We start from the raw sequence: 13,276 nt of genomic DNA, 5'->3' as shown, positions 1-13,276 counted from the left end.
CCCGCATTTGGGCGTTAGCGTGTAACGCAACGACCGAAAGTGCCGCATGTTAGACTCACTAAGCTCCGTTTGGGGCACCCTCCCCGACCCTTTGCGCAATCAGCTAGAAGGCTACGCCATCGGGTTCTGGAGCGTCCTGCCGCAGCTTATTCTGTCGATCGTTTTCCTGTGTTTCCTTTGGGCCATTGTGCGCCTTGTTCAAGCGGTGGTGCCGGGTACGCTGCGCCGCGCGCATATGCGGCGGTCGCTGGTCGACGTCATCATGATGCTGATTGTAGTGGGAATGTGGCTTTTCGGGGTGCTCATCGCCATTACCATCGCCTTTCCCACGATCACTCCCGGCAAAGCGCTCACCGCATTGGGTGTGGGCGGTGTGGCCATCGGTTTCGCCTTTAAAGATGTGTTCGAAAACTTCCTTGCGGGTATCTTGCTGTTGATCCGCGAGCCATTCGCGGTCGAAGATTACATCGAATGCGAAGGGTTTGAGGGTCAGGTCGAAGAGATCACGATCCGCGATACCCATGTGCGCCAGACCGACGGGCAACTTGTGGTCGCCCCGAACGCGATGTTCTTCAAGAACCCCGTCACCATCCGTACCGCCCGTGATGTGCGCCGGACCACAGTCATCTGCGGCGTGGCCTACGGAGAGGACGTGGATGCTGCGCGCGAAGTAATCGCCAATGCGGTGCGCGGCGTGGATGCGGTACGCGACGACGTGCGAGACGTTGAAATCTTTGCGCAAGAATTCGCAGATAGCTCGATCAACTTCGAGGTCACATGGTGGACCGGCTCGCGCCCCATCGACATCCGCAGCAGCCGTGACAAGGTCGTGGCCGCCGTCAAACGCGCGTTGGATGATGCGGGCATCGAGATCCCCTTCCCCTATCGCACGCTGACCTTTAACGAACCACTGCCCATCCGCGACCACCGCGAGGGCCGCGACAGCAAAGAAGACACAGGCACCGGCGGCTAATCGCCTTTAGGGCTAGCTTTCTGATGCCGGGCGCGGTAAGCGCTGCGCAAATGCTGCGGTGCGAGAGCGTGCGCGGCCCCCTCCCGTATCAAAGGCATACCCCAATGGACATGCGTAACATCGCAATCATCGCTCACGTTGACCACGGCAAAACGACGCTGGTTGACGAGCTTCTGAAACAATCCGGCACCTACCGCGAAAACCAGGCCACAACCGAACGCGCGATGGACAGCAACGATCTGGAGCGCGAGCGCGGCATCACGATCTTTGCCAAGCCGACCTCGGTCGTCTGGAACAACACACGCATCAACATCGTCGACACGCCCGGCCACGCCGACTTTGGCGGCGAAGTGGAACGTATCCTGTCGATGGTCGACGGTGTTGTCCTGCTGGTCGATGCGGCTGAAGGCCCGATGCCACAGACCAAATTTGTGACCTCCAAAGCGCTGAAGCTGGGCCTGCGTCCCATCGTTGTGCTGAACAAGGTCGACAAGGCCGACGCCGAGCCTGACCGCGCGCTTGACGAATGTTTCGACCTTTTCGCCAGCCTCGACGCGACCGACGAGCAGCTGGAATTCCCGCATATGTACGCCTCCGGCCGCTCTGGCTGGGCTGATGCAGAGCTGGACGGCCCACGCAAAGACCTTAGCGCGCTGTTCGAGCTTGTGCTCAAGCATGTGCCTGCGCCCAAGCAGATCGAAAACGCCGACAAGCCCTTCACCATGCTGGCAACCACATTGGGCGGCGACCCATTCCTGGGCCGTCTGCTGACAGGCCGCGTGGAAACAGGCACGCTGAAAGCCGGCCAAAGCATCAAGGCGATGTCGCGCGACGGCAAACTGATTGAAAACTTCCGCTGCACCAAGATCCTCGCCTTCCGCGGGCTAGAGCAGACAGCGATCGACATGGCCGAAGCAGGTGACATCGTTTCCATCGCCGGTATGTCCAAGGCAACCGTGGCCGACACGCTGGCCGATACATCGGTGAACGAAGCCATCCCTGCCCAGCCGATCGATCCGCCCACCATCACCGTGACATTCGGCATCAACGACAGCCCGCTGGCCGGTCGTGACGGCAAGAAAGTCCAGTCCCGCGTGATCCGCGAGCGCCTGATGAAGGAAGCCGAATCCAACGTCGCGATCAAAATCTCCGACACCCCCGGTGGCGACGCCTTCGAGGTTGCCGGTCGTGGCGAATTGCAAATGGGCGTTCTGATCGAGAACATGCGCCGCGAAGGGTTCGAGCTTTCGATCTCCCGCCCGCAGGTTCTGTTCCAGGAGATCGACGGTGTGCGTCACGAGCCCATCGAAGAAGCCACCATCGACGTGGATGACGAATACTCCGGCGCGGTCATCGAGAAGATCACCGGCACCCGCAAGGGCGAATTGGTCGAAATGAAACCCGCCGGTGCCGGCAAAACCCGCATCATCGCCCATGTCCCGTCGCGCGGGCTGATCGGGTACCACGGTGAATTCCTGACCGACACACGCGGCACAGGCGTTATTAACCGCGTGTTCCATTCCTGGGCACCGCACAAAGGCACGATTCCCGGCCGTCGCGCGGGCGTTCTGATCTCGATGGAGAACGGCACCTCGGTGGCTTTCGCCCTGTGGAACCTTGAAGAACGCGGCAAGATGATGATCGGTGCACAGGCTGACGTCTATACCGGCATGATCATCGGCGAACACAGCCGTGAAAACGATCTTGAGGTGAACCCGCTGAAGGGCAAAAAGCTGACCAACGTCCGCGCCTCGGGCACCGACGAGGCCGTCCGTCTGACCACACCCATGACCCTGAGCCTGGAAGAAGCCATCGCCTATATCGATGACGACGAGCTGGTTGAAGTGACGCCAAACGCAGTCCGTCTGCGCAAGCGCTATCTGGACCCACACGAGCGGAAACGGATGGCAAAGTCGGCGTAAACAAAGCGACGCTGGACCGGGGCTTTGCCCCGGACCCCAGGATTTTATACCATTTGGAAAGCGGGGCTGGTTTTGCCCTGTTTTTTTATGTCTGGCGATGTGTGGGGGGGAGGTTTAGTGGGGTCAGCGGCCTTGCTTGGCCGCTGACAAGCGCTTGGTGCTGGCCTGGCCAGCTGTGCTTAGCCGTCGATCTCTACGACCATCAGCTCGCGTTCTGACGCGTCTTTGGCGTGGCTCAGCGCCTCTTGGTAGGCGTCGGAATTGTAGCAATCGACCGCATCCTCGACAGAGGCGAAACGGGCTACAACATTGCGCGGGCGTTCCTTGCCTTCAAGCTGCACGAAGCGGCCACCACGGGCCAGGAAGCTGCCCCCATGCGCCGCGATGGCGGGGCCAGCGAGCTTGGCGTATTTACCGTAGGCGTCCTCGTCAGTAACCGTGACATGGGCAATCCATAAAGCAGGCATCGTTTATCCTTTCAGAACATTTTCGGCAGCGGCAATCGCGGCCTCGGCGTTTGCGACATCTTTGGCACCACCCTGGGCCATTTCAGGACGGCCACCGCCCCCCTTACCGCCCAGTTCGGCAACGACGGTCTTGACGATATCAACCGCCGAGATCGTGGCGGCCAGATCAGCGGTCACACCCGCCGCGACCGCTGCCTTGCCGTCTGCATCAGCGATCAGCAGCACCGCACCGGACCCGAGCTTGGCCTTATGTTCGTCGATCAGCGCGGGAAGATCCTTGCCGGTCACACCGTTGACCACCTGCGCAATGAACTTGATCCCGTTCACCTCGCGCGGGGCCGCGGCACCGGCATCGCCACCGCCCGACATGGCCAGCTCGCGGCGCAGCTGAGCGACCTCGTTGGCCAAGGCGCGGCGTTCATCCAACAAGGCACGGACGCGATCGGGCACATCCGCGGTCGAGGTCTTGAGCTCTGCCGCGACGCGGGTCAGCGCGGTTTCCTGCGTGCGCAGCCATTTGAGGGCTTCGGTGCCGGTCAGCGCCTCGATCCTGCGGATGCCCGAGCTGCTGGAGCTGTCGCCCAACAACACAAAGGCCCCGATGTCACCGGTCTGGCGCACGTGGGTACCACCGCAGAGTTCCAGCGAATAGGTCTGCTTGTCCGCGCCTTTGCCCGAACCGGCCTCGCGGCCCATAGAAACAACCCGCACCTCGTCGCCATACTTCTCGCCAAAGAGCGCCTGCGCCCCCATCTCGCGCGCGTCATCCGGGGTCATAATCCGGGTTTCCACGGCGGTGTTCTGGCGGATGTATTGGTTCACCTCCTCCTCGACCGCGGCCAATTGGTCGACCGTCATCGGGTGATTATGGCTATAATCAAAACGCAAACGATCCGCCGCATTCAAAGAGCCACGCTGCATCACGTGATCCCCCAAGGTCTTGCGCAGCGCCTCGTTCAGCAAGTGCGTGGCCGAGTGGTTCGCACGGATCGAGGTCCGCCGCGCGTGGTCCACATCCAAGACCGCAGCCTGAGAGGTCTTGACCGTGCCTTCTGACACCTCGCCGATATGGATGAAGACGCCTGCTGTCTTGCGCGTGTCGGTCACCGTGACCACGCCGCTATCGGTCTTGATCGTGCCGGTGTCCCCGACCTGACCGCCGCTTTCGGCGTAAAACGGTGTCTGGTTCAGCGCGATCTGAACAGCGTCGCCCTTCTTAACCTCGGCAACCTGCGCACCGTCCTGGATCAGCGCAACAATCTGCCCCTCGGCGGTTTCGGTGTCATAGCCCAGAAAATCGGTGGTGCCGGATTTTTCGGCCACATCGAACCAAATGGTCGCATCCGCCGCTTCGCCCGAACCGGACCATGCGGCACGCGCCTTGGCCTTTTGCGCGTCCATCGCGGCGTTAAACCCATCTAGGTCGACGTTGCGGTCTTGTTCGCGCAGGGCATCCTGGGTCAGATCGACAGGGAAGCCGTAGGTGTCATAGAGTTTGAACGCAGCCTCGCCCGGCAGATCGGCACCGGCGGGCAGGCCCTTGAGTTCGTCATCCAGCAGTTTCAGGCCGCGGTCCAACGTTTGTTTGAAGCGCGTTTCTTCCAGCAGCAATGTCTCTGTAATCAGTGACTGCGCCTGCCCCAGCTCTGGGTAGGCACCGCCCATCTGGCGCACCAGTTCGGGCACGAGGCGGTGCATCAAAGGGTCCTTCAACCCCAGCAAATGCGCGTGACGCATGGCACGGCGCATGATCCGCCGCAGCACATAGCCCCGCCCGTCGTTCGACGGCATCACCCCGTCCGCGATCAGGAAGGAGGTCGACCGCAGGTGGTCGGCGATCACGCGGTGGTGCGTCTTGCCCGGACCATCCGGATCGGTGCTGGACGCGTGGGCGCTCGCCTCGATCAGGTTGCGCATCAGGTCGGTGGCATAGTTGTCGTTCGTGCACTGCAGCAGCGCCGCGACCCGCTCAATCCCCATGCCAGTGTCGATCGATTGGTTCGGCAGTGCGGTGCGGCTGCCATCCTCGAACTGTTCATATTGCATGAAAACGAGGTTCCAGATCTCGACAAACCGGTCGCCGTCTTCCTCTGGCGATCCGGGAGGGCCGCCCCAGATGTGATCCCCGTGGTCGTAAAAAATCTCGGAGCATGGGCCGCAAGGCCCGGTCGGCCCCATCATCCAGAAGTTGTCATCTGTCGCGATGCGAATGATCCGGTCGTCCGGCAGCCCGGCGACTTTCTTCCAGATGTCCGCAGCCTCGTCGTCGGTATGGTAAACGGTCACGTAAAGACGGTTGGGATCAATGCCCAGTTCTTTGGTAATCAGCTCCCATGAAAAGGCGATGGCCTCGGCCTTGAAGTAATCGCCAAAGCTGAAATTTCCCAGCATTTCAAAGAAGGTATGGTGGCGCGCTGTATAGCCCACATTGTCGAGGTCATTATGTTTGCCCCCGGCGCGCACGCATTTCTGCGCTGTTGTCGCACGCGAATAATCGCGGGTTTCGACGCCGGTAAACAGGTTCTTGAACTGCACCATGCCAGAGTTCGCGAACATCAGCGTGGGGTCGTTTCGCGGCACCAGCGGGCTGGACGGCTGGATCGAGTGACCCTGCTTTTCAAAATAACCAAGGAAGGTTGATCGGATATCGTTGAGCGTCTTCATATGCGGGGCCTTTCGAGGGGCAAAAACAATTACCTTCGAATACCCTCGCGACAGAGCACTGTCCACAGGCAGCCCCCATGAAAAAAGGCGCGCCCTGGGGGCACGCCTTTTCTAACCACTTGCGGTGCAAGCCTTTACGCTTCGAGGATATCCGCGTCGTCGCTGTCGGAGCCGTCGAAGTCCAGCCCATGGGCCGCGCGGATCTTGTCTTCGATCTCATTTGCCATGGCGGTGTTTTCTTTCAGGAAGGTCTTGGCGTTTTCACGCCCCTGCCCGATCCGTTCATCGCCATAGCTGAACCACGATCCCGATTTATCAACCACGCCAGCCTTGACCCCAAGATCCAGCAGCTCGCCCATCTTGGAGATCCCTTCCCCATACATGATGTCGAATTCGACCTGCTTGAACGGTGCGGCCACCTTGTTCTTGACGATCTTGACCCGTGTGGCATTGCCGACCACCTCGTCACGATCCTTGAGCGCGCCAATGCGGCGGATGTCCAGACGGACGGAAGAATAGAATTTCAGCGCGTTCCCACCGGTCGTCGTTTCGGGCGACCCGAACATAACGCCAATTTTCATCCGGATCTGGTTGATGAAAATCACCATGCAGTTCGACCGCGAGATCGAGCCTGTCAGCTTACGCATGGCCTGGCTCATCAGACGGGCCTGCACCCCGACAGAGCTATCGCCCATATCGCCTTCCAGCTCGGATTTGGGCGTGAGCGCCGCGACGGAGTCAACCACCACCATGTTCACAGCACCGGAGCGGACCAGCGTATCCGTAATTTCAAGCGCTTGCTCGCCGGTGTCAGGCTGGGAAATCAGCAGCTCGTCGATATCAACGCCCAGTTTGCGCGCGTATTGCGGGTCAAGCGCGTGTTCCGCGTCAACAAAGGCACAAACGCCGCCGTTTTTCTGCTGCTCCGCAACACAATGCAGGGTCAATGTGGTCTTACCCGAGGATTCCGGGCCGTAAATCTCGATGATCCGCCCCATGGGCAGTCCGCCGATACCAAGCGCGATATCCAGCCCCAACGAACCGGTCGAGCTTGCCTTGATGTCCTGAATGGCCCCTTCGGCCCCCAGCTTCATGATCGACCCTTTGCCGAACTGGCGTTCAATCTGTGCCAGCGCGCTGTCCAGGGCCTTTTGCTTTTCAGCTTGTTTCTTGTTGTCCATAGTCAAAAGATCTGCCGTTGCCATGATAGGTTATCCTCTTACTGTCACAGTGGTCTGCAAGCCGCAATCATCATGCCCCGACCATCTTGATGTTCTTTCTATGTTCCATATGAGATCAAAATGAGAACATTACAATGTATTTGTTTGCCCTTTCATCTATTTATTGAACTGATTAACATTCGGTTGATACGCGAAAATTACTACTCGACTGTCGAAAGGTTTTCTTACAAGTGCTTGTTTTCTTTAAGGAACGCCTTGCGTTTTTGTCGGTTCCAAAAACCGGCACCACCGCCTATGAAACCACTTTGGCCCCCCGGGCGGATATGGTCATTTCCGAACCGCCCATGCTGAAACATGCGCCGGTCTATCGCTACAACCGGTTTATTCGCCCGATGTTTCTGAAAGTCTGTGACACAGAGCTTGAATTGATGGCCGTCATGCGCGAACCGATCAGTTGGCTGGGCAGTTGGTATCGCTATCGCCAGCGGCCCTTTATGCAGGGCAAGCCCAATGCCACCTTTGACGTGAGTTTTGATGAATTTATCCTTGCCTATATGAAGGGGAAAAAACCAGGATTTGCCGACGTAGGCAGCCAGCTAAACTTTATGGCAGCGCAACCGAACGGAACGGGCATAACCCATTATTTTCGGTACGAGAATCAGGATCGGTTAAAAGGGTTTCTTGAGCAGCGTCTCGACGTAACGCTTGATCTGAAACAAGAAAACGTATCCCCCCAAATGGACCTGCATCTTTCCCCGGAGATAGAGCAACGTTTCAAACGCAAATTCGCAGATGAATTCGCGCTTTACGACTCGATCGAGTAGCGACCAGCCAGCCTATTGGATCTGACTGTTCACAGTGTTCGTCAGCTCCGTCAGCGAAAACGGTTTAGGCAGGAAAACAGAATTGGGAATCGTCATCTGGGCATCGCCGAAACTATCCTCGGCATAGCCAGAGACAAAAACCACAGGCACCCCCGGTCGTGCTTTCAGCGCCTCGCGTACCCAGGTGGGGCCATCCATCCCCGGCATGATCACATCGGTCACAAACACGTCGATGGTCAGCGCCTCGTCTTCAAGGGTCTTAAGCGCCATCTCGGCGGAATCCGCTTCCAGCACCGTGTAGCCACGCATGCGCAGCGCACGGCTGGCAAACGCACGTACGGGCGCTTCATCCTCGACCAGTAGGACGGTGCCGTCGTCGCGCTTGCTACCGCTAGTCGAAATCGGCGGTTTCATAAACTTAGGGGCCTCTATCTTTTGGGTATGGCACGGAAAATAAAGCGTGAATGTCGTACCTTCGCCAACCACACTATCGACGAAGATATAGCCCCCCGATTGCTTCACGATGCCATAAGCGGTGGATAGGCCCAGACCCGTCCCCTCGCCCGTTCGCTTCGTTGTGTAAAAAGGCTCGAACACCTTCTGCATACGGTCAGGGGCAATCCCCTCGCCCGCATCGGTGACCTGTACGGTAACGTATCTGCCGACAGGGACTGTGACGCGATCCCGTGTCAGCGGTTCATCAAGATGCGTATTTTCGGTTGTGACTTTGATTTCACCACCCGTCGGCATGGCATCACGGGCGTTGACGATCAGGTTCATCAACACCTGTTCCAACTGTCGTTTGTCGGCACGTATGGATTGTAGAATCGGATCGTGGCTAAGCGTCAGAGTCACTGTTTCGCCCACCAATCGGTTGAGAAGATGGGTCAGGTCGGCGAGCGTGTCACGCATATTGACCGTCTCGGGGCGCAAGGTCTGTTTTCGAGAAAATGCAAGCAATTGCCCCACAAGCGCCGCAGCGCGGTTGGCGTTCTGGTCGATCTGCACCAAATCGCTGTAATCGCGGTCACTTGGGTCATGACGCAACAGCAGCAGATCGCAGTGGCCCGAAATAGCGGTAAGCAGATTGTTGAAATCATGGGCAACGCCGCCAGCAAGTTGTCCGATCGCCTGCATCTTTTGGCTTTGGGTGAACTGAGCTTCGAGCGATTTAAGCTCTGTCGCGTCGTGCAAGACCGCGATCAACACCGGTGTGCCGCTTTCCGATATCAGACTTAGCCGTATTTGAACAAAAACTTCACGATCACTTCGCTTTAGCCGTAAAAATTCGGGCTTTTGAAGCAAACGCCCTTCTAGCGTGTCTTGCAGCCAATCTGAAATCGACCGTCCCAACCCCTCCATCAGCTCGGCCAAGGCGGCCCCTTCAGCGAGGTCAGCCCCGACCAGGCGCGACGCGGGGTCGTTGAACGACATTACCTCGCCGCCAGGGGCAACCTTGATCAACGGAATAGGGAGCTGTTGCAACGCAGCCCACCCCGCATCCTTGAAACGTTCTTCGGCGTGCGGCAGGAAATACAGCGCACGGCGGTTCGCAGAGGCCGCCACTTCGGCCATCGTCGTGCAAATGGGCCCCTTCGCCGTTTGCACCGTAACCATACCACCTGCTTCGACGGGCATATCGCCGATAATCTGCGATAGCGCCGTCACGCGTTTGCCGACAAGGGCCCGCGCTGCCGCATTCATAAACAAGATCACATTTGCTTGGCTAACCATCACCATCGGCAGCGCGTGGTCATTCGCACCGGACGCGCCGTCGCTTGCCCCCCAAAGCGTCTCTAGCCGCCATAGCAGGTCGCCGCCGACGCGGTGTGCCGACAACCGCATTGTGCCGTCACGGGTGGTGATATCCTCTTTCGCGGCCCCCGTCTGCGTGGCTTGAACGGCCAATCGGGCGATCAGCGCGATCGGGTCTGCAAAAAGCGGCGCGAATAGATCTGATATCTTGGGCTGCGCGGGCCGGATAAACGTCGCCAGCGCCGCGTTATTTTGGGCAACGATCATGCCGTCATCGTTGGTTATGATGCAGGGGTTAGGATCCTCGGCCATGGTGGACATGGCCCCATTCCGATGCTTCCGTTGCCACCGTCGCCGGACAAACGCTGCTGTGACATTGACCAACACAGCCAACGCAACCGTCCCGCTTGCAGCCTGGAAAACAATAGCAAGAGACCGCGCCGGGGCGATCATACTGAGAATGGCGGCAAAGATGACAAAGGCTGACAGCAACAGCCAACGTTTCGCAAAGACTATCTGCCGAGCCGCACTTTCTTGAGCCAACACATTCCCCCTAAATCATGAAACCGAGTTCATTTAGACCTAGGGGGGTTAATGTGCTGTTAATTTCGGATCAGGTCAAAGAAATTAACACCTCTAGGTTGACCTAACCTCACGTCAATATCGTCTAAAATGTGCTGTAAAAAAGCCGTCGCCCTGCGCATTCACATTGAAACGCTTGGAGAAAACCTGGCTCCACCCCGGATTTCGAGATATAAATGCCGCAGCGCGATCTTCGTTTTCGTCGATCAGAACCGAGCACGTCGCATAGGCCAGCGTCCCGTCTTTGGCGGTCAATGTGGCAGCGTGATCCAGGATTTTATCCTGTATTTGTGTCAATTCTTCCAGACGAGCGGCTGTAAACGTCCATTTCCCTTCGGGCGACCGGCGCCACGACCCGCTACCCGAACAGGGCGCGTCACATAGTACCACGTCAAAGGGGCCTGCTCCGTCCAGTTCATCGGTCGTCACCTGTCTGACGGTTGCACCCGCGCGATCTGCGCGCGCGGGCAGGTCCACCATGCGGCGCGGATCGATGTCATGGGCAAAGACCGTCGCATCGCGCCGCGCGGCCATCGCCAGCGCCTTGCCGCCGCCACCTGCGCAATAATCAAGCATCCGCTCAGCTTCGGGAAGCGCTGCCACAACCGCTTGGCTGGCCGCATCCTGCAGTTCAACATCACCATGTAAGTAGCTGTCAGAGTTTCGAAGTTTCCGTTCACCCCCTGTCACCGTCAGGGCGGTTGCGCAAAGGTCATTCGCACGGGTCTCGATCCCCGCCTCGGCCAGTGCCTCTGCCACACCCGAGACCGTTGCCTGCGCCGTATTCACCCGCACAGAAATCGGTGCTCGCGATTGCAGAGCCTGCGCGACCGTTTCGGCCTCCGTCCCAAGCGACGCTTGAAACAGCGGTATGATCCAGTCGGGCAGGTTCCACAGGGTCGCCATATCACTTGGTGCGTCGGGGGCCGTGGCCTCTGCTTCTGACAGCGGCAGCGGCGCGTGACCTTGCCCGTTGAACAGCGGCGCAAGGTCGATGCCCTGCGCCCGCAAGACACCAATCATCAGCGCACGCCCCGTTTCACCACCCCCAAGGTGCGCGGCCAGTCGCCGCTGCCGCAAGACATCGAACACGTGATCGCGCACCGCCGCACGGTCTTTGGACCCTGCATAGCGGCTGCCACGGGCCCAACGGGTCAAGGCTTGCTCCGCCGGGACACCGTCCGCCATTGTGTTCAAAATCTCGATGGCGGCAGAGATGCGCGCGCCGGGGGTCATGCTTGGGTCACGTAGATTACGCCTTTGATTTTCGGGAGTTACCCGATGCGGTAGTTAGGGCTTTCGCGGGTGATCTGCACATCATGCACGTGGCTTTCGGACAGACCCGCGTTGGTGATCTTGACGAAAGTGCAGTTCTTGCGCATTTCTTCGACCGTGGCGCAGCCAGTATAGCCCATGGCCGCACGCAGCCCGCCGACCAACTGGTGCACAACAGCATTGGCAGAGCCTTTATACGGCACCTGACCTTCGATCCCCTCTGGCACCAGCTTGTCCGATGCTGCGTCTTTCTGGAAATACCGGTCGGCAGAGCCGCGCGCCATGGCGCCAAGGCTGCCCATGCCACGGTAGCTTTTGAAGCTACGGCCCTGGTACAGGATCACCTCGCCGGGGGATTCATCGGTGCCCGCGATCATGCTGCCGACCATCGCGCAGGACGCGCCTGCCGCAATCGCCTTGGCAAAATCGCCCGAGAACTTGATCCCGCCGTCGGCGATGATGGGCACATCGCCCGCAGCTTTAGCGCAATCCATGATCGCAGTGAGCTGCGGTACACCGACGCCAGCAACCATGCGGGTGGTGCAGATCGACCCGGGCCCGATGCCAACCTTAACGGCATCCGCACCCGCATCGATCAACGCACGGGTCGCGTCCCCTGTGGCGACGTTACCGGCCACGATCTGTACTTCGCTCGACAGGTCGCGGGCACGGCGCACCGCCTCTGCCACGCCGGCGGAATGGCCATGCGCAGTATCGATTACGATCATATCAACGCCCGCCTCGACCAATGCTTGCGAGCGTTCATAGCCCGCGTCGCCAACGGTCGTTGCCGCAGCAACGCGCAGACGGCCAAGGTTATCTTTGCAAGCGGTGGGGTTCAGTACGGCCTGTTCGGTGTCTTTCAACGTCAGCAGACCAGTCAGCTTGCCTTTGGCGTCGGTGACCAACAGCTTCTCGATCCGGCGCGCCTTCATCAGGCTGATCGCCTCGTCGCGGTCGGCGGGCTCTTGCAGCAGCGCCAGATTGTCGCCCGACATCATCAAGCGCACCGGCGTGGCATCATCAGAGGCAAAGCGCATATCGCGGTTCGTCACTATACCAACAACACGGCCCTCGTCATCAACAACGGGGAACCCCGTGACACGGTAGCGTTCCTGCAGCGCCTTGGCATCGGCCAGTGTCTGGTCGGGGCGCAGGGTGATCGGGTTATAGACGATGCCGGATTCAAACCGTTTGACGCGGCGCACCTCCTTGGACTGTTCGTCGATGGTGAGGTTACGGTGAATGACCCCCATGCCCCCCGCCTGCGCCATGGCAATCGCCATGCGGCTTTCGGTGACCGTATCCATCGCAGAGCTGAGCAGCGGAATGTTCAGCGCGATCGATTTGGTAACGCGGGTCCGCGTGTCAGCCGTAGACGGCAACACGTTGGATGCCGCAGGCACCAGTAGTACATCATCAAAGGTCAGAGCCTCACGAATCTCCATTTTGCACCTCGGCTTGCATGGGTTCATTTGGCGGTTTCATATTTCATGGATGGCCTTGATTGGAAAGACCCATTTGCACGCTAACTGCATTGCTTGACGCGCATACGTGATCCGCGCCGCCGCTGTCACGCGGTATAGGGGCACAGACAGGCGCAGATGGCCGGAATTATGCCGCATCGCGGCTT

The 13,276-nt window shown here is 59.1% G+C and carries 9 protein-coding genes; 3 read left to right on the top strand and 6 right to left on the bottom strand.

What is annotated here, in order from left to right; translation table 11 throughout:
* The first annotated feature begins 46 nt into the window (after positions 1 to 46).
* Positions 47 to 973: a mechanosensitive ion channel family protein gene (locus tag GLP43_RS09210; RefSeq protein ID WP_443069465.1), complete on the top strand. Its 927-nt coding sequence runs from the start codon at positions 47 to 49 to the stop codon at positions 971 to 973.
* Positions 974 to 1,077: 104 nt separating this feature from the next.
* Entirely contained in the window at positions 1,078 to 2,895 is a 1,818-nt protein-coding gene (typA, locus tag GLP43_RS09205; protein ID WP_237279083.1) for a translational GTPase TypA, read from the top strand.
* 179 nt (positions 2,896 to 3,074) lie between these two features.
* Here typA and GLP43_RS09200 read toward each other — a convergent pair whose 3' ends face one another.
* From GLP43_RS09200 to recA, 3 genes are all read right to left on the bottom strand, one after another.
* Positions 3,075 to 3,362, bottom strand: coding sequence for a DUF1330 domain-containing protein (locus GLP43_RS09200; RefSeq protein ID WP_009826907.1), 288 nt, complete (start codon positions 3,360 to 3,362; stop codon positions 3,075 to 3,077).
* 3 nt (positions 3,363 to 3,365) lie between these two features.
* On the bottom strand, positions 3,366 to 6,026 hold the full coding sequence (gene alaS / locus GLP43_RS09195; protein WP_237279082.1) for an alanine--tRNA ligase: 2,661 nt from the start codon (positions 6,024 to 6,026) through the stop codon (positions 3,366 to 3,368).
* A 134-nt stretch (positions 6,027 to 6,160) separates the two neighbouring features.
* A complete protein-coding gene (recA, locus tag GLP43_RS09190) occupies positions 6,161 to 7,231 on the bottom strand; it encodes a recombinase RecA (RefSeq protein ID WP_005853202.1) in 1,071 nt (356 codons plus the stop codon).
* A 206-nt stretch (positions 7,232 to 7,437) separates the two neighbouring features.
* On the opposite strand from recA, the gene GLP43_RS09185 reads away from it, so the two are divergent.
* Positions 7,438 to 8,031: a gamma-glutamyl kinase gene (locus GLP43_RS09185; RefSeq protein ID WP_237279081.1), complete on the top strand. Its 594-nt coding sequence runs from the start codon at positions 7,438 to 7,440 to the stop codon at positions 8,029 to 8,031.
* A gap of 12 nt (positions 8,032 to 8,043) precedes the next feature.
* On the opposite strand, the gene GLP43_RS09180 is transcribed toward GLP43_RS09185, so the two are convergent.
* From GLP43_RS09180 to guaB, 3 genes are all read right to left on the bottom strand, one after another.
* The gene (locus tag GLP43_RS09180) at positions 8,044 to 10,107 is read right to left on the bottom strand and encodes a hybrid sensor histidine kinase/response regulator (RefSeq protein ID WP_237279080.1); all 2,064 of its coding nucleotides are present in this window, start codon (positions 10,105 to 10,107) and stop codon (positions 8,044 to 8,046) included.
* 336 nt (positions 10,108 to 10,443) lie between these two features.
* Positions 10,444 to 11,604 (bottom strand): RsmB/NOP family class I SAM-dependent RNA methyltransferase, encoded by a 1,161-nt coding sequence (locus GLP43_RS09175; protein ID WP_237279079.1) that lies wholly within the window; start codon positions 11,602 to 11,604, stop codon positions 10,444 to 10,446.
* Positions 11,605 to 11,642: 38 nt separating this feature from the next.
* On the bottom strand, positions 11,643 to 13,091 hold the full coding sequence (gene guaB, locus GLP43_RS09170) for an IMP dehydrogenase (RefSeq protein ID WP_237279078.1): 1,449 nt from the start codon (positions 13,089 to 13,091) through the stop codon (positions 11,643 to 11,645).
* Positions 13,092 to 13,276: the final 185 nt, after the last annotated feature.

This window comes from Sulfitobacter sp. M39 (assembly GCF_021735935.1).
Taxonomy (GTDB): Bacteria; Pseudomonadota; Alphaproteobacteria; order Rhodobacterales; family Rhodobacteraceae; genus Sulfitobacter.
The sequence above is the reverse complement of the archived record's forward strand: the minus strand, read 5'-3'. Positions and strand labels throughout refer to the sequence as shown.

Bases quoted from the DNA above. Each gene is read 5' to 3' on its own strand.
- GLP43_RS09210 (WP_443069465.1), top strand. From the start codon at position 47: ATGTTAGACTCACTAAGCTCCGTTTGGGGCACCCTCCCCGACCCTTTG.
- typA (WP_237279083.1), top strand. From the start codon at position 1,078: ATGGACATGCGTAACATCGCAATCATCGCTCACGTTGACCACGGCAAA.
- GLP43_RS09200 (WP_009826907.1), bottom strand. From the start codon at position 3,362: ATGCCTGCTTTATGGATTGCCCATGTCACGGTTACTGACGAGGACGCC.
- alaS (WP_237279082.1), bottom strand. From the start codon at position 6,026: ATGAAGACGCTCAACGATATCCGATCAACCTTCCTTGGTTATTTTGAA.
- recA (WP_005853202.1), bottom strand. From the start codon at position 7,231: ATGGCAACGGCAGATCTTTTGACTATGGACAACAAGAAACAAGCTGAA.
- GLP43_RS09180 (WP_237279080.1), bottom strand. From the start codon at position 10,107: ATGTCCACCATGGCCGAGGATCCTAACCCCTGCATCATAACCAACGAT.
- GLP43_RS09175 (WP_237279079.1), bottom strand. From the start codon at position 11,604: ATGACCCCCGGCGCGCGCATCTCTGCCGCCATCGAGATTTTGAACACA.
- guaB (WP_237279078.1), bottom strand. From the start codon at position 13,091: ATGGAGATTCGTGAGGCTCTGACCTTTGATGATGTACTACTGGTGCCT.